The 21204-nt window shown below is 70.7% G+C and carries 15 protein-coding genes; 10 read left to right on the top strand and 5 right to left on the bottom strand.

Annotated elements, in window-relative coordinates:
• Positions 1-457: 457 nt before the first annotated feature.
• Entirely contained in the window at positions 458-1417 is a 960-nt protein-coding gene (locus ACTH43_RS14420; protein ID WP_441445594.1) for a GNAT family N-acetyltransferase, read from the bottom strand.
• Between the two features lie 444 nt (positions 1418-1861).
• Here ACTH43_RS14420 and ACTH43_RS14415 point away from each other — a divergent pair, with 444 nt between their 5' ends.
• The 5 genes from ACTH43_RS14415 to ACTH43_RS14395 are packed head-to-tail and all read left to right on the top strand — an operon-like array spanning position 1862 to position 8804.
• Positions 1862-2542, top strand: a complete 681-nt coding sequence (locus ACTH43_RS14415; RefSeq protein ID WP_441445593.1) for a hypothetical protein — start codon at positions 1862-1864, stop codon at positions 2540-2542.
• Complete coding sequence (locus ACTH43_RS14410; RefSeq protein ID WP_441445592.1) at positions 2542-4296, top strand: DNA polymerase Y family protein; 1755 nt, start codon at positions 2542-2544, stop codon at positions 4294-4296. The genes ACTH43_RS14415 and ACTH43_RS14410 overlap by 1 nt, the downstream gene beginning before the upstream one ends.
• Positions 4297-4348: 52 nt before the next feature.
• Entirely contained in the window at positions 4349-4933 is a 585-nt protein-coding gene (locus ACTH43_RS14405) for an ArsR family transcriptional regulator (protein WP_441445591.1), read from the top strand.
• On the top strand, positions 4924-5376 hold the full coding sequence (locus ACTH43_RS14400; protein ID WP_441445590.1) for a hypothetical protein: 453 nt from the start codon (positions 4924-4926) through the stop codon (positions 5374-5376). Before ACTH43_RS14405 ends, ACTH43_RS14400 begins: the two co-directional genes overlap by 10 nt.
• Positions 5377-5378: 2 nt before the next feature.
• A complete protein-coding gene (locus ACTH43_RS14395) occupies positions 5379-8804 on the top strand; it encodes an error-prone DNA polymerase (RefSeq protein ID WP_441445589.1) in 3426 nt (1141 codons plus the stop codon).
• A gap of 26 nt (positions 8805-8830) precedes the next feature.
• Here ACTH43_RS14395 and ACTH43_RS14390 read toward each other — a convergent pair whose 3' ends face one another.
• Both ACTH43_RS14390 and ACTH43_RS14385 read right to left on the bottom strand, forming a co-directional pair.
• Entirely contained in the window at positions 8831-11542 is a 2712-nt protein-coding gene (locus ACTH43_RS14390) for a YhgE/Pip family protein (RefSeq protein ID WP_441445588.1), read from the bottom strand.
• Positions 11539-14322, bottom strand: a complete 2784-nt coding sequence (locus ACTH43_RS14385; RefSeq protein WP_441445587.1) for an MMPL family transporter — start codon at positions 14320-14322, stop codon at positions 11539-11541. The genes ACTH43_RS14390 and ACTH43_RS14385 overlap by 4 nt, the downstream gene beginning before the upstream one ends.
• Before the next feature lie 205 nt (positions 14323-14527).
• Here ACTH43_RS14385 and ACTH43_RS14380 point away from each other — a divergent pair, with 205 nt between their 5' ends.
• The 5 genes from ACTH43_RS14380 to ACTH43_RS14360 all read left to right on the top strand — a co-directional run bounded on the left by ACTH43_RS14380 (position 14528) and on the right by ACTH43_RS14360 (position 19169).
• A complete protein-coding gene (locus ACTH43_RS14380) occupies positions 14528-15193 on the top strand; it encodes a TetR/AcrR family transcriptional regulator (RefSeq protein ID WP_441445586.1) in 666 nt (221 codons plus the stop codon).
• Positions 15194-15390: 197 nt separating this feature from the next.
• Positions 15391-16191, top strand: coding sequence for a GH25 family lysozyme (locus ACTH43_RS14375; protein WP_441445585.1), 801 nt, complete (start codon positions 15391-15393; stop codon positions 16189-16191).
• Between the two features lie 102 nt (positions 16192-16293).
• Entirely contained in the window at positions 16294-17061 is a 768-nt protein-coding gene (locus tag ACTH43_RS14370) for a queuosine precursor transporter (RefSeq protein ID WP_441445584.1), read from the top strand.
• Between the two features lie 122 nt (positions 17062-17183).
• Positions 17184-18638, top strand: a complete 1455-nt coding sequence (locus tag ACTH43_RS14365; RefSeq protein WP_441445583.1) for a multidrug effflux MFS transporter — start codon at positions 17184-17186, stop codon at positions 18636-18638.
• Between the two features lie 27 nt (positions 18639-18665).
• On the top strand, positions 18666-19169 hold the full coding sequence (locus ACTH43_RS14360; RefSeq protein WP_441445582.1) for a putative immunity protein: 504 nt from the start codon (positions 18666-18668) through the stop codon (positions 19167-19169).
• Positions 19170-19778: 609 nt separating this feature from the next.
• Here the strand turns inward: ACTH43_RS14360 and ACTH43_RS14355 are convergent.
• Complete coding sequence (locus tag ACTH43_RS14355; protein WP_441445581.1) at positions 19779-20369, bottom strand: GNAT family N-acetyltransferase; 591 nt, start codon at positions 20367-20369, stop codon at positions 19779-19781.
• A 1-nt stretch (position 20370) separates the two neighbouring features.
• A complete protein-coding gene (locus ACTH43_RS14350) occupies positions 20371-21072 on the bottom strand; it encodes a 4a-hydroxytetrahydrobiopterin dehydratase (protein WP_441445580.1) in 702 nt (233 codons plus the stop codon).
• Positions 21073-21204: the final 132 nt, after the last annotated feature.

Genomic DNA, 21204 nt, shown 5'->3' with positions numbered 1-21204 from the left:
CCGTAGCGTGAATACCCGCCCCAGCAGGATCATTCACCACGAACCGCGAAGAGCCGGAAAAAGAGACCTATCGGCAGTCCGATGATCAAGGCCACGGCAAGAATGGCGATCAATACCTGGAACCTGTCGATCGTCTTCTCCACGGTGCCCCCCTTGCGCCAGAATCTGCCGATCTGGTGAACGCTACTGCGGCGCGATACGACTCAGGAGGGGTGATGGTGGGGGGTTTGTGAAGAGCTCTGGCCACGGAGACCATGGATGCCCTCCTGGCCGCGAATGCTGCGCTCCGCGCGTCAGCGTCGTTTCACAGCACGCGCTCGAGAGTCGGAACTGGCTGAGGTCGGTGCCTTCTGCGCGGCGGGGAGGTCGTGCTGCTCCGCACGTCGGAGGCTCAGATCCATGCGGGGATACCCTTCTGCAGGTCGGTCGGGAAGCGCAAGAGCGGTGCGGCAGAGCGTCAGCGGACGAGCCGGACCTCGGCGAGGTCGAGCGTCTCATCGACGTGACGGGCACCATCGGGAATGAAGCCGTTGCGCTCGTAGAACCGGCGCGCACGGGGGTTCTCCGCGGCGACCCAGAGCTGGGCCGGGACGTCGGCAGGCAGTACCGCGTCGAGCAGGATCTGGCCGGCCCCGCTGCCGTGATGCGCGGAGAGCACATAGAGCGAATACAGCTCTCGGTCGCGCACCGGCGTATGAGGACCGATCTGCCGCCCCGTATGTGCAATGGCGAAGCCGATGATCTGGTCAGCGGATTCCGCGACGGTCACGGCGACCCCGCCGTCGAGCCATTTCTGCCAGGTCGCAGTACGCTGCTCGAGCGTGTCGGTCTCCCAGTGCGATGCCGGAAGCAGTTCGGAGTAGGTCTCGACCCATGACGTGTGATGCACGCTCGCGCATCCGTGGGCGTCGTCCGCAGCGGCGGGACGGATGCTGAAAGCCGGGCGAGGATCGCAGTGCCAGCGAACCCACGTGGCTACCGTCCCGGGCCACGGGGCGGCGGTCGGGGCGAACCCCTCCCGCGCGTAGAAGCTGCCGGCGCTCGAGTTCTCCGAGACGTACTCGGTGAGCAAGCCGCAGCCGCGCGCCCGCGCACGATCCTTCGCGGCCGAGATCAGCTCATGCCCGATTCCTGAGCGCTGCTGCGAGGGCAGGACGTAGAGCTTCCACAGGACCAGGTCGTCCCCGAGCTCCGCGACCTCGGCCATGCCCACGACCCCCTCCGCGGTCTCCGCGACGTCGATGTCACCGGCCTCGATGGCAGCACGCAGGGCCTCCGCGCTCCAGTAGGTGTCCAGCGCGTCGAGGACATAGCGAGCACCCTTGAGCTGCCCATAGGTGGGAGGCCACGTCGAGAAGCCGAGGAAGCGCACTGCGTCGAGATCCTCAGCGACGGCTCGGCGGATTCTGATGCTCATGACCGGCATGTATACCAGCCCCCACACGGATCGACCCAGCCCTCAGCTCCCGCCTCCTGCACCCCGGGGCCACCCCGTCGCCATCTGTCACACCCCTCCCCGAGGCTTCGCATGTACGTTCGAAGTCACTGCCTGGGCACCTTGAGCCCCACCCCTCCGAGGCGTACAGTTCGAACCCCTGTTCGAACATATGTGCGAGGGGGACGGCGAGAGGCGGAAGGAGGAAACACGATGGGCACAGCTCTCCAGCGGGAAGAACGTGAGCAGCGCCTGTCCCGGGCTCGGGCCGCACTGGGCGCTGCCGAGCGCTCCGCCGCACGCTGGGGCGGCCGGATCGACCGCACCGCCCTGCAGTCATCGGCACCATCCCTCACACAGCCCGGCGCAAGGGCAGGCGCAGGGCCCGGCGCAGGTTCTGTCGCAGGGTCTGTCGCAGGACCCCGTGTGGAGCCCGCCGATGACGGCCTCGGCACGCGCCTGTCGGTCCCGGGACCTCTTGCCACGCTGTTCCCGCGCGGCAGCCTGCGCGCGGGCAGCTCCGTGGCGATCGAGGGCGCCGCGACCACCTCGCTGCTCCTGTCCCTCGCGGTCGCCGCGGTGGGGGAGGACTCCTGGTGCGCGATCGCCGGTATGCCCGACCTGGGCCTGCGCTCCGCCCTGGATGCCGGCCTGGATCCCTGCCGCCTCGCGCTCGCCCCAGCGGGCGGGGACCAGCGCCCCCAGGTGCTCTCCGCCCTGGCCGACGGCGTGGGCGTGCTCGTGCTCGGCCCCGACCTGGACCTCGCCCCCGCGCTCTGGCGCAGTCTGCTGAACCGCGCCCGCACCGCCGACACCCTGGTCCTCGCCGCCACCCCGCCCGGCCGCGCCGACCTCACCCTGCGCGCCACCACCCAGGGCTGGGCAGGGCTCGGGACCGGTTCGGGCCGGCTGCGCAGGCGCCGCCTCGAGATCACCGCCGACGGGCGAGGGATCGCCGGGCATCGCACCACCGATGTTCTGCTGCCCCAGGTGCGCGGGATGATCGCGGACGCTCCGCAGGGCAGAGAGGTCACGCAGAGCTCTGCGCGGAGCCTCGCGAGCACGGAGCCGGTGCGTCTGCTGCACCCGGTGCGGAGGGCCAGCTGATGAGCGCACCGGAGACCCCCCTCGCGATCGCCACCCCCGCAGCGCCCACCGCGACCCGCACCGCCGCCGTCACCGTCCCGGACTGGCCGCTGCTGGCGGCGCTGGACCGCCACCAGCGCCGCAGCGAGAGCGAGGCAGAAGCTGCGGCGGGGGAGGCCCCGCCCGTGCTCGACCTCGCCGTCGCTCCGGTGATCCTGCTGGACCAGCACCGCGTCACCCATGCCGGGGCCGCCGCCCAGGTGGCCGGGGTGGTGCCGGGGATGAAGCGTCGCGCCGCCCGCGCCGCCTGTCCCGAGGCGCTCGTGCTGGAGGCGGACCGGGAGCACGAATCCGCCTTGTTCGAGCTGGTCGCCGCCGCGGTGGATACGATCGCCGCCGGGGTCGATGTGCTGCGTCCCGGGGTGCTGCTGATGTCGGCCCGCGGCCCCGCCCGCCACCAGGGCGGCGAGGGACCCCTGGCGGAGCAGATCCTCGACGCCGTCGCCGAGCTCACCGGCTGGGACTGCACCGTCGGGATCGCCGACGGTCCCTTCGCTGCGCTGCTCGCCTCCCCGCGCGGGCGGATCGTGCGCGAGGGGCGCAGCGCCGACTACCTCGCCCCGCACCCGATCGCGACCCTGCGCAGCGCGCCCGTCGGCCCCGGCTGGGGACATCGCGGCCAGCCCTCGGCCACCCGCCCGGAACGCAGGCTGGATCTCGCCGAGACCGTCGACCTGCTGCAGCGCCTCGGCATCACCACCCTCGGGGACCTCGCCGCCCTCCCGTCGGCCGCCGTCGCCGACCGCTTCGGCCCCGACGTTGCGACCTTGCACCTGCTGTCCCGCGGTGAGGAGCCCACCCCGCCTGCGGCGCACCATCCCACCCAGCCGATCCTCGCCGAGACCACGCTGGAGACCCCGCTGGTGCGCACCGACCAGGCGGCCTTCATCGCCCGCCCGCTGGCCGAGCAGCTGCACGAGATGCTGGTCGCGAACGGCCTGGTGTGCACCCGGCTGCGGATCGTGGCCCGCACCGAGAGCGGCGAGGAGATGGAGCGCACCTGGCGGCACGACGGGGCGCTCACCGCCGCCGATGTCGTGGACCGCATCCGCTGGCAGTGCGACGGCTGGATCACCCGCGCCCGCCTGGGCGGCCCCGCGACCGGCGCGATCACCCGGATCGGTCTGCACCCGCTGCAGCTCGCCCCGGCCGGGGAGAACGCCCCCGCCCTGTGGGGCAGCGCCGGGGAAGCGGCCCAGCGCGCCTCCCGCGCCCTCGCCCGAGCCCAGGGCCTGGCAGGAGAGGACGCGGTGCAGGTCCCCGCCCTCACAGGCGGGCGGTTGCTCGCCGAGGAGGTGACGCTCGTGCCCTGGCGCAGCGAGAAGCCCACTCACCGCGACGGCCCCTGGCCCGGCTCCCTGCCGCGCCCGGTACCCGCCACCGTGTTCCGCGAGCCGCCCGCGGTGCGGCTCGAGGACGCCTCCGGCCGGCCCGTCGTGGTCACCGCCCGCGGCCTGCTGAGCGCCCCGCCCGCTCAGCTGCTGGTCAGCGCGCCCGGCGCTCCGGCCCTGCAACGGGCGGGACTGCGCGCCGGCTCCGGCTATCCGGTGCTCGGCCACGGTGCCCCGACGGTGATCGATGAGCGCTGGTGGGCCCGGGACGGCCATCGCGCCGCCCGCCTGCAGCTGGTCGTGCGGGGCGCGAGCGCCGAGGAGACCGCGGTGCTCGCGTTGTCGCGGACCGGCGACTGGGCACTGGAGGGACTCTATGACTGAAGCAGTGATCAACCCCTTGAGACTCACAATAATGGAGGATATCCTCCGTTATATGAGAACTGAAGCGCCTCTGCTTGCACCGATCTTCCGGTCGGACGGCCAGGCCCGACTGCTGTCCGCGCTCATGCTCGACGATGAGGAACGCAACCTCACCCAGCTCGCCGAGCAGACGGGGTTGGCATATCCCACCGTGCACCGGGAAGCCGCCCGCCTGCTCCAGGCCGGGATCCTGGCCGAACGGCAGGTGGGGCGCACACGTCTGCTCCGCGCCGATCCGAACAGTCCGCTCTTCACTCCGCTCCGCGAGATCCTGCTCATCACCACCGGACCCGTCGTGCTGCTCAAGGAGGAATTCTCCCGGATCCAGGGAGTCGAGAGCGCGTTCCTGCACGGCTCCTTCGCCGCCCGGATGCGAGGAGTCGACGGACCTGCCCCGAACGACATCGATGTCCTGGTCATCGGGACCCCCGACCCCGATGAGGTGTATGACGCCTGCGGACGGGTCGAGGAGATCGTGCGCCGTCCGGTGAATCCCACGATCGCCACCCGCGCCGAGTTCGACCGTGACTCGGGGTTCCACACCCAGGTGCGGAACAGTCCCACCGTCCCCGTCCTCGGAGAGCTGCCATGGCCCTGACCCCACTTGAGACCGCGCAGAGCCAGGTCATCAACGCGCTCGTCACCGCACATCGCCTAGAACAGGTGCCTGTCGACCTGAGACGTGCAGAGCTGTTCCTGGAGAAGGCGCGCCGGCGTCTCGATGACCTCGACAACCTCACCTGGGCCGAGAGCCGCTACAACCTCGCCTATGACGCCGCGCATGACGTCGGGGAGTCACTCCTGGCCGCCTACGGATACCGGACGACCAACGGCCCGGGGCAGCATGAAGCACTCGGTCGCTTCCTGAAAGCAGTGCTGACCACGCCACCGGGGCAGTCGGGCGCCCGACGCTTCGACCAGATGCGCCGGGCGCGCAACCAGCAGAGGTATGAGGCGCGCAGCGTCGGCGGCGCCGATGCAGAGACGGCGAGCAGGGCGGCACGCGCGCTCTACTCCGGCGCGGCAGCACGGGGGATCTGAGCATGGCCCGCTGGTTCCTCGGCCCACCCGCGTGGAAGGACCTCGAGGCGATCCTCTCGGACCGTCCCGCCGAGGTGGTCTCCCCGCCGGTCGTCATCGAGCACACCGGGCAGGTCACCGATGACGCCTACCGGCCTGAGCGCACCGTCGACTACGCGGAGCTGCACGCCCACTCCCACTTCAGCTTCCTCGACGGCACCTCGAGCCCCGAGGACATGGCCGCACAGGCCGCCCGGCTGGCGCTGGGGGCGATCACCCTGGTCGACCACGACGGGCTGCCCGGCGCGGTGCGCTTCGCGAAGGCTGCGGCGGAGGCGGGGATCGCCACCGTCTTCGGGGCCGAGCTGACCCTGGGCCTCGAACCCGGGGCGGACGCGGCGAGCACCACCCCGATCATCTCCGCTCCCCGGACCGGCGTGCCGGACCCGGAGGGGGAGCACCTGCTGGTGCTGGTGCGCGACACGGACGGCTACCGCCAGCTCTCGGCCGCGATCGCCCGCGCTCACCTCGACAGCAGGCAGAAGGCCGCCCCCCGCTACCGGCTCGCCGAGCTCTCCCGGCTCGCCCGCGAGGGGCACTGGCAGATCCTCACCGGCTGCCGCAAAGGCTCGGTGACCCGGGCCGCGGCCCCGCACCTGGAGGTCGGGGACCTCGAGGCGGCCGCCCACGCGGCCGCGGAGGCCATCACGCGACTGCTGGAGCTGTTCGGCCCCGGCAACGTCGCCGTCGAGCTGATCGCCGGCGGTGGGGGAGAGGCGGATGAACTCCACGACGCGCTCGCCCAGGGCGCCCGCCTGGTGCGCGAGAGCCACGGGCTCGATGCGGTCTCCCTGCCGCTGGTGGCGAGCACCAACGCCCACTACGCCCGCCCCTCCGACAAGCGCCTGGCGGACACCCACGCCGCCCTGCGCGCCGGAGTGCCGCTCGCCCAGGCTGATCCCCACCTCTCCTCCCGTCCCGCGCACCTGCGCAGCGGCGAGGAGATGGCCCAGCTGCTGCCCCGCTATCCCAGTGCGATCGCGCAGGCGGCACGGCTGGGACGGGACTGCGCTTTCGACCTGCGGCTGCTGGCCCCGGATCTGCCGCCATTCCCGGTGCCCTCCGGGCACGACGAGGCCAGCTGGCTGGTGGAGCTGGTGGAGATCGAGGGCCAGGAGCGCTACGGACCGCGCCCGACGGCAGAGCGTCCCGAGCAGATCCCGGGGGCGTGGGCGCAGATCGACCACGAGCTGAAGGTCATCATCGACCTGCACTTCCCCGGCTACTTCCTCATCGTCCACGAGCTCGTCGACTTCTGCGCCGGGGAGGGGATCCTCGCCCAGGGCCGGGGCTCGGCCGCCAACAGTGCCGTCTGCTACGCGCTGGGGATCACCGCGGTCGAGCCCGTCGGCCACCACCTGCTGTTCGAACGGTTCCTGGCCCCCGAGCGGGACGGCCCGCCGGACATCGACATCGACATCGCCTCCGACCGCCGCGAGGAGGTGATCCAGCACGTCTATGACCGTTACGGGCGGGAGAACGCCGCCCAGGTCGCCAACGTCATCACCTACCGGGCCCGGCTCGCGGTGCGCGACGCGGCTCGGGCGCTCGGCTACGACCCCGGCGCGCAGGACGCCTTCGCCAAGCGGATCGAGCGCTCCTTCTCCTCCCTCGCCTATGCGGACGTCCCCGCCGACGTGGTCGAGCTCGCCCACCAGCTGCGTGACGCCCCCCGCCACCTCGGCATCCACTCCGGCGGGATGGTGCTGTGCGACCGGCCGGTGATCGAGGTGTGCCCGGTGCAGTGGGCCGCGATGGAGAACCGCTCCGTGCTGCAGTGGGACAAGGAGGACTGCGCCGACGCGGGCCTGGTGAAGTTCGACCTGCTGGGGCTGGGGATGCTCACCGCGCTGGATCATGCGCTGCGGATCATCGCCGAGCACCACGGCCAGCACTTCGAGCTGCGCACCCTGCCGCAGGAGGACGAGGCGGTCTACGACATGCTGTGCGAGGGGGACAGCGTGGGCGTGTTCCAGGTGGAGTCCCGCGCCCAGATCTCCACCCTCCCGCGGCTGCGGCCCCGGGAGTTCTACGACCTGGTGGTGGAGGTGGCGCTGATCCGGCCCGGCCCCATCCAGGGCGGAAGCGTGCACCCCTACATCCGGCGCCGGAACAAGGAGGAGGAGGTCACCTTCCTCCACCCGCGGCTGGAGAAGTCCCTGGGCCGCACGCTCGGGATCCCGCTGTTCCAGGAGCAGCTGATGCAGATGGTGGTCGACGTCGCGGACTTCACCCCCGCCCAGGCCGATCAGCTGCGCCGCGCGATGGGCTCCAAGCGCTCCACCCAGAAGATGCTCGAGCTCTCCGACGCGCTGTTCGAGGGGATGGCCAAGCACGGGATCGTGGGGGAGGACGCCGACGCGGTCCACCGCAAGCTGCTGGCTTTCGCCAACTACGGCTTCCCCGAGTCGCACGCGTATTCCTTCGCGTACCTCGTCTACGCGAGCTCCTACCTGAAGTGCCACTACCCGGCCGCGTTCACCGCGGCGCTCCTGCGCTCCCAGCCGATGGGCTTCTATTCCCCGCAGTCGCTGGTCGCGGACGCCCGCCGGCATGGCGTGCTCACCCGCGGGCCCGATGTGCTCCGCAGCCGCGCCCGCACCGATCTGGAGACCGACGAGGAGCATCACGGCTACCGGGTGGATCCGCCGCGGGAGCAGATCCAGGGGGAGACCGCTGCGGCCGGTCCGGCGATCCGGCTGGGCCTGGATCAGGTGCGCGGCATCAGCACCGAGACCGCGGAGATGATCACGGGGGAGCGGGAGCGCGGTGGGGTGTTCGTCTCGGTCCCGGATCTGGCCCGCCGGGTGCGGCTGACCGCTCGGCAGCTCGAGGCACTGGCCACGGCCGGGGCGCTCGATGCGCTGGCGAGCTCGCGTCGGCAGGCTCTGTGGGCCGCGGGCGCCGCCGCGCAGGAATCCCCGGGCACCCTGCCGCATCTCGCAATCGGTGCCCAGGCGCCGATGCTGCCGGGGATGAGCGAGGCGGAGCTCGCCACCGCCGACGCCTGGGCCACCGGCATCACCCTGGATGACCACCCGATGGCGCTGCTGCGGAAGCAGCTCACGAGGGACGGGGTGCTCTCGATCGCCGGCACCCGCGAGGCGGAGGACTCGACCCGGATCCGGGTCGCCGGGGTGATCACCCACCGCCAGCGCCCCGCGACCGCCGGGAACGTCACCTTCCTCAGCCTCGAGGACGAGACCGGGATCCTCAACGTGGTCTGCTCCCAGGGGTTCTGGGTACGGCACCGGGCCCTGCTGCGCACCGCCCGGTCGATCGTGCTGCGCGGCATCGTGGAGAACCGCACCGGCGCGGTGAACCTCGTCGCCGACGACGTCACCGCCCTGGACCTGGTCGCAGCGGGCAGGTCCAGGGACTTCCAGTGAGCAGGGACTTCCAGTGACTGCTCCCGTCAGGCAGCCGCCGGGACCGCCCCCGCGCCCACCCGCACGGAACGCCGCGCGAAGCGGGCCCTGCGCGAGGCCACCAGGGTCAGCAGCAGCGACACCGCCGCCCACGCAACGATTCCCAGCAGGGTGCTCGAGGTGCTCACCAGCGACCCGCCGAGCGCCGCATGGACCAGGCCCTGGGTGACGATCGACAGCGGCATCAGCGAGCCGATCGACTGCAGCAGCTCCGGAGCAGTCTGCACCGGCACGATCCCCACCAGCGTCACCACCTGCAGCACCATCAGCACGATCGAAGAGATCCGGCCGATGCGATCGCCCAGCAGCGTCAGCAGCATCTGGTGCAGCGCGGCGAACATGACCGCCCCGGCGAAGGCCACCAGTCCCACCGACAGCGGGGACAGCGGCGAGATGCCGATGGCGGTGAGCACCGACAGCACCGCGACGGTCTGCACCACCGCGATCAGCAGCGCCGGTGCCAGCGAGCGCAGCACCACCTGCCACATCGGCAGCGCCCGGTCCAGCAGGCTGCGCCGCAGCGCCGGCAGCAGCAGGAAGGTGCCGAAGGCGCCCAGCCACAGCGCGAGCGCGGTGACGAAGGGGAAGGTGGCGGTATCCGCCCCGTTCGCCTCGTTCTGCCGCTCCACCTCGGTGCCGACGGGAGCGGCGGCCATCTCACCCATCCGGGTGCGCTCGGCCTCGGTGTACGAGGGCACGGAGTCCGCGCCCTCGCGCAGACCGCCGGCCAGCTCCTCGGTGCCCTCCGCGAGCCCGGTGGTGCCCTCGGCCAGCTCCTCAGTGCCCTCCGCGAGCTCCCCGGAGCCATCGGCCAGCTGCTGATTGCCCTGCGCCAGCTGCTGCGCGCCGGTGCCGAGCTCGGTCGCCCCCTCGGCCAGCTGATCGGTGCCATCGGCGAGGGTTCCGGCGCCATCAGCGCTGGTCCGGGTGCCAGTGGCGAGCTGCGAGGAGCCCTCCGCGAGCTGGTCGACGCCGTCGGCATACCGCACCAGCCCGTCATGCAGGCCGCTCACCCCGTTCACCAGTTCTCCGGCGCCGTCGGCGCTGGTGCGGGCGCCGGCGGCGAGCTGCTGCGCGGCCGCGGTGAGCCCGGGGTTCTCGGCGGTGCCGTCCCCGTCGACGGCGGACGCGATGCCCTGGGCGTAGGTCACCACGCCCTCGGTGCCCTGGACCAGGCCCGGCTGCTCGTCGGTGCCGTTGATGCCGTCGGCGATCTGCTGGACGCCCTCGGCAGCGGTCGTCGCGCCGTCGCCCACACCCTGCGCGGTGGCGGTCAGACCGGGGTTCTCGACGGTGCCGTCACCGTTCACGATGGTGTCGAGACCGCCGGCGGCCTCGCCCACCCCGGAGACATAGCCGGTCATCCCTCCAGCCTGCTGGCACAGGCCCTGGGCCTCAGGATCATCGGGGTAGCGCTCGGCGAGGCTGCACGCGGACTCCTGCATGGAGTCGGACAGTGCGGTCATGCCGGGATTCTCCGCAGTGCCGTCGCCCTGCACGAGCCCGTCGATCCCGCCGGCGATCTCTTCCACGGATTCGCCGTAGGTGACCACTCCCTGCGCGCCCTGGGCGAGGCCCGGCTGCTCGGGCGTGCCGGCGAGCCCGTCGGCGGCCTGCTGCGCGCCCTGGCCGAGCTCCGCGGTGCCCTCTGCGACGCCCTGCGCGGTGGGGACCAGGCCGGGGTTCTCCGCGGTGCCGTCGCCCGTGACCGCGGTTCCGGCCTGGGAGACGCCGTCCGCGAACTGCTCGATGCCGGTGGCGAGCTGGTCCGCGCCGGCCTCGAGACCCGGGTTCTCCGCGGTGCCGTCGCCTTCCACTCCGGCAGCGAGCAGCGAGGCGCCATCGAGCAGGCCCGGCTGGCCGTCGGTGCCGTTCATGCCGTCCTGCAGTCCGAGGACGCCGTCGGCGAGATCCTCACTGCCGGTGGCCAGCTCGTCGAGTCCATCGGCGAGCGTGCGGGTCCCGTCGGCCGCCTGCCAGGTGCCGTCGGCGAAGGTCCACACCCCGCCGGAGAACTCGTGCGCGCCCTCGGCCGCCTTCTCGGTCCCGTCGGCCAGGGTGCGGGTGCCCTCGGCGAGCTCCTGGGTGCCGCTGTCCAGATCGCTGGTGCCCTCGGAGAGGTCCTGCGCACCGTCGGCGGCATCGCGGAAGCCCTCGCCGAGGTCGTTGAAGCCGAGGTAGAGGCCGTCGAGGTACTGCTGTGCCATCTGCCCACCCATGGTGGAGGCGGACGCCTCGGCGACCGCAGTGCCCACCAGGGCGTTGATCTGGCCGCTGGCGTCGTTGGTGGTGACCTCGAGGATCGCCTGGGTGGCCTCGGGGGTGCCGATCGTGGCCAGATCCTGGGAGAAGTTCTCCGGGATCACCACCACGGCGGAGTAGGTGCCGTCCTGGAGACCCTGCGCGGCATCATCCTGGCTGGTCAGCTGCCAGTCGAAGCCGGTGGTGTCGGGGGCGTCCTGCCCCTCGACGGTGCCGGGCTGGGTCAGGGACCCGGCCAGCAGCCGGCCGAAGGGGACGGTCTGGACCTCGCCGTCGGCGTTCTCGATCTCAGCGCCCGCATCGAGGTTCACGACCGCGGCGGGCACCGTGTCCAGGCGGTCCACGCGCCCGCTGAGCGCCCACATGCCCAGTGCGGCCACCAGCAGCGGCAGCACCAGGACGACGATCAGGGTGCGGGGATGCGTGAGGCGGTTCATGCGAGGGCTCCTTCGAGGGAGGACGCGGTGTCTGGAGACGACGCGGTGGAGCGTTGGACGGACAGGGCGAGCAGCCGGCGCGGATCGCGCAGGCTCCCGGACAGGTGGCGTTCGGCGTCGACGGGACGGTCGGTGCGGGAGCCGACGACCACCGTGGCGCCCTTCTCCAGCAGTGCGTCGAGGCGTTCGATGAGGGTGTCGTCGCTGACAGCGGCGGCGTGGGCGAGATCCTCGATCTGCTCGATGACGATCACCGCCCGGCCGATGCCGTGGCCATCGATCTCAACCAGCCGGTGCGCGACAGGTGCGCCGGCGCCGATCCAGTGAGCACGTCCCTGGATCGCCCCGAGATCGTCAGGGGCCAGGCGGTCATGGACGGCGAGGATGCCGGAGGTCGGGGTGTGGCGACCCGCGGCGAGCGCGAGGAAGGTCGCGCGCGCGGCGTCGTCGGGCGCGCGCACCACCAGCAGGGTGCCCGGGGCGATGGAGCCGGTGAGCGGACCCACGGTGCCGGAGGCACCGAGCAGAGGCGCGACGACCTGGTCCAGACGCAGCGCGTGCTCGCCGTGCTCCCCGGTCCAGCGGCGGTGCTCGAGCACCGCGGCCAGCCCCTCGCCCTCGACATCGACCGTGGGCAGCGCGCGGGACAGCCATCCCGGCAGCCACCAGGCATGCCGTCCCAGCAGCGCGAGCACTGCGGGGACGAAGGTCATCCGCACCACGAAGGCATCGACCAGCACCCCCACCGCGAGCGCCACGGCGATCGGCTGCAGCATGAACCAGCCGGAGGTGACGAAGCCGGCGAACACCGCGACCATGATCAGTGCCGCGGCAGTGACCACCGGGGCGTTGGCGGTGAAGCCGCGTTCGATCGCGCCGCGGGCATCGCCGGTGTGCACGAACTCCTCGCGCATGCGGGAGACCAGGAAGACTTCGTAGTCCATGGCCAGGCCGAACAGCACGCCCATCACCATGATCGGCATGAAGGAGACGACGGGGCCGTTGACGTGCACGAACAGCGGTCCGTTGAACCAGCCGTACTCGAACACCATCGAGGTCACGCCGAAGGCCGCGGCGACCGAGAACAGATAGCCCACGGAAGCCTTGATGGGCACCCAGATGGAGCGGAACACGAGGGCGAGCAGGATCAGCGAGAGGCCCACCACGAACAGTGCGAAGGGCAGCAGAGCACTGGAGAGCTTGTCGGTGACGTCGATGCCGACGGCGGTCGCACCGGTGACCGTCACCTCGGAGATCGCCAGCTCGTCCTCCCAGCCGTCGGCGCTGCCGCGCAGCTCGGCGACCAGGTCCTTGGTGGACTGGTCGGTGGGCCCGCCGTCGGGGACCACGACCACCACCGCCATGTCGGCACCCCGGTTGGGGGTCGCCATCTGGATCTCCTTGACGTTGTCGAGGGAGGCGATGTCGCTCTCCAGCTCGTCGACCACGCCGAGCGGATCGGTGGTGTTGATGATGTCGGCCGTGACCAGCAGGGGTCCGTTGTAGCCGGGGCCGAACTCCTCGGCGACCAGGTCATAGGTGTCGCGGGCGGAGGTGCCCTGCGGCTCGGTGCCGAGATCGGGCAGTGCCAGCTCGAGGTCCTTGATCGGGATCGCGAGGGCGCCGACGCCGATGATCACCAGCAGGATCGTGAGCGCGGGCACCTTGGTCACCAGGCGCACCCAGGTGCGGCCGAAGCTCCGACGGGGTCGCGCGTCCGGCTCCGGGGCCGGCAGCGTCCCGCCGTGTTCTGCCATGGCCCGGCGGATCCTGCGCGGGCGCAGACGTTCACCGAGGATCCCCATCATCGCCGGGAGCATGGTCAGGGCGACGACCACGGACAGGGCAACGGTCGCCGCTGCGGCGACGCCCATCACGGTGAGGAAGGGGATGCCGGTGATGAACAGGCCCACCAGCGCGACGATCACGGTCAGGCCGGCGAAGATCACGGCGCTGCCGGAGGTGGCCAGGGCCTTGCCGATCGATTCGTGGACGTCATCGCCCTGGCTGAGCTGGTCGCGGTGGCGCGAGAGGATGAACAGGGCATAGTCGATGCCGACGGCGAGGCCGAGCATCGCGCCGAGCGCGGTGGTCACCGAGGGGATCTCGACCCCGGCGGAGAGTGCGACCAGGGCGAGCATCGAGACGCCGACGCCGACGATCGCGGTGATAATCGGGATGACCGCGGGGACCAGCGAGCGGAACACGATAGCGAGGATTAGCAGCGCGACGATGACGCCGATCACCTCTCCGGCGCCGAAGGGGATCTCGGCGCTCTGGAGCACCTGGCCTCCGACGTGGGTCTCGAGCGACGGGGTCTCCGCCTCCTCGATCAGCTGCGTGATCTCGGCGATGGACTCCGCGGGGTACTCGCCGTCATAGGGCTCCATCTGGAACTGGGCGATGATCGCGGTGTCGTCCTCGGTGCGGGTGCCGGGAGAGAGCTCGTCGAAGGGGGAGGGGGCGGCGGCGACGCCGTCGACGGCGGCGATCTCCTCCATGAGCGTCTCGATCTGGTCCTGATGCTCATCGACCGTGGTGCCGTCGGGGGCCACCAGCACCACCTGGCCGGCGGTGCCGCCCAGCTCCGGGAAGCGCTGGGCGAGGGCATCGATGCCGCGCTGTCCCTCGGTGCCGGGGATCTGGATGTCGGTGGCGAAGGTGCCGCCGAGGCCCACGGCGAGGCCGCCCACGATGAGCAGCAGCGCGGCCCAGGCGCCGACGATCTTCCAGCGCAGGGAGGCCATCAGACGACCGAGGCGGTACAGGGACGAGGACACGCGACCTCCAGGACGGGCACGAGCAGGGGGAGACGTCGGACCGCCCCACTGGAGACGCCCACGCATTCGATACACGAACGTATCGGTGCGATAGTATCGGCTGGTCCTCACGGACATCAACGTCCCCTGAGCATCACCGGGGTGAGAGTCATCCCACCCGCCCTGCCCTGCCGCAACCTGTCCCACCGCATCCCCATGAGGAGCCATGAGCGATCTGTTCGAGCCGCTGCCCGAATCCGCCGGCACCCGGCGCCGGGAGAACACGCGCGCGAAGCTCGTGCGGGCCTCGCTCGAGGTCTTCGTCGAGAAGGGCGTCGACGGCGCGACGGTCGACGACCTCGCCAAGGCGGCCGGGTTCACCCGCGGAGCCTTCTACTCGAACTTCTCCACCAAGGAGGAGGTCTTCACCGCGCTGTTCGACGAGGTGACCGCGGAGCTCATCGGCATCGCGAACAGCTCCGTCGAGGACGCGGTGACCCAGGCGTCGGCACAGAACTCCCAGCGCCTTCCCGACCTTGACGATGCCGACGTGATGCTCGCGGTGTTCGAGGGGATCCGACCCTTCGGCCGCCAGTGGTACCTGCTCTACTCCGATGCGATCGCGCACTCGCTGCGGGACGAGCAGATGCGGGTGGAGCTCGCCGTGCAGCGTGAACGGCTGCGGAACGAGATCGGCGCCATGCTCTCGATGCGGCTCGAGGCAACCGGGGCACGCGCACTGCTGGCGCCGGAGGATCTCGCGCAACTGCTGATCGGCATCTTCATCGACCTCATGCTGCGCGAGCACATGGAGCAGCGCGACGTCACCGAGCTCGCCGCGACCACCATCCTGGGCACGCTGCAGGCCTTCATAGCGCCGCGCGCGGACTGAGTGCCCCGAGAGGGCTGAGCGCCGGGACACGGCTGTGGGCCCGCTTCGGCGCGGTCTGCCCGATTCGTCGCGACACGCCGAGTTCTGCAGCTGCGGACCCCATGGGGGAGCGGTTCCGCGTACGGTGGCGGCGGTGTGACGGTCGTCGCACTGACTGTTCCTGCTTCCCCAGCTTCCCCGCTTCCCCAGGAGACGCCATGTCGTCCTATCGACCACGCCATCTCACCCCTCCTCCCGTTCCCGCCGATCCCGTCGGTGCCTCGCGCCGGTCCGTCCTGCGCGGAGGGGTCCTCGGCGCCGCGGCCCTCGGCGCCGGCACGGCCGCGCTGGCAGCCCCAGCGGCGAATGCCGCCGGCATCTACGGCCAGGACGTCTCCGGCTGGCAGGGGGAGGTCGACTGGGCCGCCCAGGCCGAGCTCGGCTCCCGCTTCGCCTACGTGAAGGCAACCGAGGGCCGCAGCTACCGCAGCCCTGCCTTCAATCACCAGTACACCGGTGCCGGGAACGCGGGCCTCGTGCGCGGCGGCTACCACTTCGCGCGCCCCGACTCCGGAGGCCCCGAGGAGCAGGCGGATTTCTTCCTCAACAACGGCGGCGGCTGGAGCGAAGACGGCGTCACCCTGCCCGGCATGGTCGACTTCGAGGGGTACAGCGGCTTGCCGCGCGACTACGGTCTCTCCCGGCAGGAGATGCGCGACTGGATCGTGGGCTTCTCCGATCACTACCGTGAGCAGACCGGTCGCCGACCGGTGCTGTACACGAACCTCCACTGGTGGAACGACGTGGTGGGGGAGTGGACCCCGAAGAATTCCCCGCTCTTCCTCGCCTCCTACTCCTCCTCACCTCCCAGCACGTTGCCGGGCCGCTGGTGGGGCTGGGAGATGTGGCAGTACTCGGACTCCGGCCCCTTCGCCGGCGACTCGAACCTCTGGCACGGCAGCGACGAGCAGTTCGGGCGCTTCGTCGGCGAGTACGACTACGGCGCCGACGGCATCTGAGCCTCCACCGGACTCCATCGCACCGGCCGGGCCGAGCCCTGACCGCGTGGTCTTGGCCCGGCCCGCGTGGTGTCGGTCCGGCCCACTGTGTACCCTGCCCCGGTGAACACTGAAACACCCCCCACCCCCTCCGCCCAGCACTCTGGACGCCCGGCCGGCGCCGTCTACGCCGACCGGGGCAGCTCTCACTTCGACATACTCCTCGCCGCCATGGTCACCGTGGTCGTGCTCTCAGGGATCGGCGCTGCCAAGGGCGTCAGCTTCGGAACCATCCCCGGCACCGGCTTCGAGATCATCACCGATGGTGGCTTCTTCCTCTTCCCCCTGGCCTATGTGCTCGGCGACATCATCACCGAGCTGTACGGCGCCCGCAGCGCGCGCCGCGCGATCATCACCTCCTTCGCCGTGAGCATCCTGGCCTCGATCAGCTACCAGGTGATCATCGCGCTGCCCCCGTTCCCCGATGCCTACGGGCTGGCCAAGCAGGAAGCTCTCGAACTGGCTCTGGGGCCGGTCTGGATCGTGGTGCTCGCCGGGCTCGCAGGCTTCCTCGCCGGGCAGAGCCTGAACTCCTTCGTGGTGACCCGTATGAAGCGGCGCATGGGGGAGAGGGGCCTGATCGCCCGGCTGTTCACCTCGAGCGGCCTCGGCGAGCTGGTGGACACGATCATCTTCTGCTCGATCGCCTCGGTCGCGATCGGCATCACCAGCATCGAGCAGTGGGCTGAGTACACGATCCTGGGGTTCGTGTACAAGGTCGCTGTGCAGTACGCGATGATCCCGGTGACCTCCGCAGTGATCCGCTGGATGAAGCGCACTGATCCCAGCTACCAGGCGGGGCTGGCCGCGCGGGAGGAGCCCGCCGTGTGACGGCGCGCGCGTGCCGCGGACCTGTACGGGGCCGCGGACGCGCCTATAGGATTGCTGATCGGGCCAGGCAGGATCGCCGAGATCCTCCTGGCCCGACGTCTGCACTCCGTGAAAGGACCTCCGTGGCACCCGCCGCCGACGACACATCCCGCGAGGACGCTCGCGAAGAGCCCCCGACCTCCACAGGCTCGATCCCCACCACCACTGGATCCATCCCCACCACCACCGAGTCCATCCCCACCACCACCGGGTCCATCCCCACGATCACCGGTGCGATCCCCACCATCACCGGCGCGATCCCCGTGCTCGAGGACCCGGCGGACCACGAGATGGCCCGCCTCCCCGACGAAGAGCAGCTCAGCCGCACCCGCAGCAAGGTCACCGCGATGGTGATCCTCGTGCTCACCACGCTCAGCGCGATCGGCCCGCTCGCCACCGACATGTACATCCCGGCCTTCCCGGAGGTGGCCGAGGAGCTCGGCAGCACCGCCTCGATGATGCAGCTGACTATCACGGCGTTCTTCCTCGGCACCGCGAGCGGACAGATCGTCGCAGGCCCGCTCTCGGACCGCATGGGCCGCCGCATCCCGCTGCTGATCGGCATCGTGCTGTGCCTCGTGGCCTCGATCGGCTGCGCCCTCGCCGGGGACGTGGAGATGCTCCTGGTGATGCGCGTGCTGCAGGGCATCGGCGGAGGCTTCGGCATGGTGCTGGGCCGCGCGGTGCTGATCGACATGACCGACGGCCCGGAGCTCTTCCGGATCATGAACATCATGCAGGGCGTGGGCGGCGTCGCACCGATCGTCGCCCCGCTGCTCGGCGGGCTCATCCTGCTGGTCGGCCAGTGGCGGGAGGTGTTCGTCGTGATCGCCGCGATGTCCCTGGTCTCGCTGCTCGGCGTGCTCTTCCTGATCCCCGAGTCGCTGCCGGTATCCCGACGGCACTCGGGCGGCTTCCGCACCTTCCTGCGGAACGTGCACACGCTGCTGCGCCGACGGATATTCGTCGCGTACCTGCTGGTCAACGCCTTCTCCGCATTCGCGCTGATGGCCTACGTCTCCGCCTCGTCCTTCGTGGTCCAGGAGATGCTCGGCTTCTCCTCCAGTGAGTACTCGGTGAGCTTCGCGATCAACTCCGTGGGCATGATGGTGCTCTCGCTCCTCTCGGCGCGCCTGACCCGCACCATCCATCCCCGGGCCCTGATCCGCGTGGGTCTGATCGTGGTGTCGCTCGCGAGCTTCGCGCTGCTGTTCGGCAGCCTGTTCCTGGACACCCCGGCGTGGATCGTGCTCCCGGCGTTCTTCTTCACCGTCGCGCCGCAGGGCATGATCTTCGGCAACGGAGGCGCGCTCGCCTCGGACCAGGCCCGCGAGTTCGCCGGCACCGGGTCGGCGATGCTGGGCCTTGGCTTCTCCTTCTCCGCCTCGATCGCCGCGCCGCTCGTGGGCATCGCCGGAACGCACTCCTCGCTGCCGATGGCGATCACCATGGTGGTGGGCTGCCTGATCTCGGCGACGTTCTTCGTTCTGGCGGGTCGGGGGAGCGGCACCGCGAACCCCCACACCGTCGCAGCCTGAGCGGATCGGCCGCGAGATGAGCCGGCGATGATCCTGCCCGAGGTGCGTGATCTGCGGATGGTGACGATCCGTCGCGGAGGGACCCTGCGTGACGAGCACCATCAGCTGCTGGCTCGCTGGGCGGCCGACTGCGCCGAGCACGTGCTCGCGCTGTTCGAGACCGTCCAGCCGGGGGACGCGCGTCCCCGCGACGCGATCGTCGCGGCGCGCGCCTGGGCCGACGGCGAGATGTCGATGATGCAGGCCCGGACGCTGGGCGGGCACGCGATGGGCGCCGCCCGGCCGCTGCGCGGTGCCGCCCGTTTCGCCGCCTATGCCGCCGGGCAGGCCGCCTGCGTGGGCCACGTCGCCGAGCATGACCTGGGTGCTGCCGCCTATGCGCTCAAGGCGGTGCGCAGCGCCTCCGGCGACGACGCACTGCGCGGCGAGCGGGACTGGCAGCGCGCCCGCCTGCCGGCAGCGGTCCGGGAGCTCGTGCTCGAGGACCAGGGGAGTCGTGACGCGATCTGCTGGTCGGTCTTCTCTCTGTGAACTGGTGCTGCGCGCCGCGCAGCACAAGACCCTCGAGGAGGCTGCAGGAAAAGTCCGTGACGCCCATGCGGGTCGGCCTGCGGCATCCGATCGACGCGCGAAAAGAATCCCGTCGAGCAGAGCTGTGCCGTGACCTGCGACGATGCAGCAAACCTGCAGGTCGCAAGCACTTTACAAGAGAGTGCCGGGGGAGAGGTCGCCAGGAGCGTGCGGAGATCAGGGCTGCACGGAGAAGGTCTCCCGAAGCGGGCGATACAGCGTGCGAAAGATGTGTTCCTGAGTTCAGTGTTCAGATGCTGTCTCGATGGCCCGGATGCCCGGATCCCCGAGCTTTGGCGCAGGTTCGTCACTGTCGGTGCAACGCCGTCGATGGTGCCGAGGGTCGATGTTCCTGACGGCCTCAGTGGGATCCTGGACGTAGCCGTCGTGGGCGACACCTTGTAGGTAGTGCGCCTGAAGTGTCAGTGGTGCGGCGACACGGCCGACACATGCCCGGCCAGGCCCTTCATGCGCCACCGATATTGCACGTTATGTAAAGTGGGCCTGGAGCGACGCGCAGAGAGTGCTCCCCTGACGGTTCTGTGTTCTGTGTCCTGTGTCTAGTCCAGCTCACGCTGGCTCCACGGTCATGACCATGACGCAGTTCTTCAGCCCCTTGGGTCGGTCGTAAGTGAAGCCGAGCCGCTCGTACAGGCGCCGGGTGCCGTTGTACAGGAACGACGAGGACATCTTCTTCGTCTGATGCGTCAGGTCGTGAGGATAGCTCTCGACCGTTCCGCCGCCGGCTGCCGCGATGTGCCCCAGCGCGCCGGTGATCGCCAATTCGGTCAGGCCGTGGCGCCGATACCGCTTGTCGACGAAGACACAGGTGATCCGGAAGTCCGGCGCCGCAGTGCTGGTGGCGTCGTACTGCTTGCGATGATGGATCGTCGGCAGCTCCTCCGGGGTGCCGTACTCGGCCCAGGCGATCGCCTCCTCGCCGTCCATGACCAACGCAGCGTGTGCTGTCCCCTGCTCGACGTGAGCCTTCTTCAGCAGGCGATTGCCCTCGAAGCTCTCGCCGCGCCCTTCGCAGGCCGGATGGAAGTACAGGCACCAGCAGCCGCCGAAGATGCCGTTGTGCCGCTGCACCAGAGCCTCGAAGGCAGGCCAGGTGCGGATGTCCAGCGGCTCGATGCGGTACGACGACCCTTCGGGCATGTCAGTCCCCTGTGCCCGCGATCGGCGCCGGAGCGCACACGACTCCCCTGTTGCCGTCCTGGTCGGTGATCACCACGAGCGAGGGCGCCTGACTGTCATCGACGACAGTCCCCCCGGCGGCCACGGCCGCCGCGATCCGCTGCGGCGCGACCTCCGGGGTCACGTACACCTCGAGATGGAACCGCTGCTCGCCCGCCTGTTGCCCGTCCCCGAACCACAGATTCGGGACCCGCCCCGTGGCATCTCGCACCTCGTCGCTCGGTGTCCCGCGGCCCTGGGCCGCAGGGTCCCCGGTCAGGAGCGCTGCCCATACCGGGGCGATGATCGCGGAGCTCTGGGTGTCGAGCCCGAGCTCGATGTGGCTGACCGCAGCCACCTCGGCGCGAAGATCGTGGAGCGCAGCGATCTCGGTGATGCGCCGTGCCAGGTCCAGGTCCCTCTGGGTGACCCACTGGACGACGTGCTCAGTCTCTCCGTCCCGATAGATCGCGTCGTCACTGACCAGCTTCAGATCGACATGACCGGCGTCCATCGATACTCGAGGCTGATGGCCGAGCTCGGTGCCGACCTCGCCGATGGCCACGAGGAAACGTGCTCCCGCTTCGAAGTCGTCGATGAGATACCGGGCGTGCAGGCCCTGGGCGAGTTGGCACCAGTCCGTCAGGCGGGCTGCGGCGATCTGAGCTGCTCCGAGCATCTCCATGAACGTGACCCTAGCGGTGAGGCGACGGTGGCGCCAGACCGCCGGACCCTCGGAAATCCCCTTGCTACTGCCGATGCGGAGCATTGCCTGGAGTTCGCCGATCCGGTGGGCCACCCGTTCTGCCTCACGCTG

This window comes from Brachybacterium sp., from assembly GCF_052095815.1.
Classification (GTDB): Bacteria; Actinomycetota; Actinomycetes; order Actinomycetales; family Dermabacteraceae; genus Brachybacterium.
The sequence above is the reverse complement of the archived record's forward strand: the minus strand, read 5'-3'. Positions and strand labels throughout refer to the sequence as shown.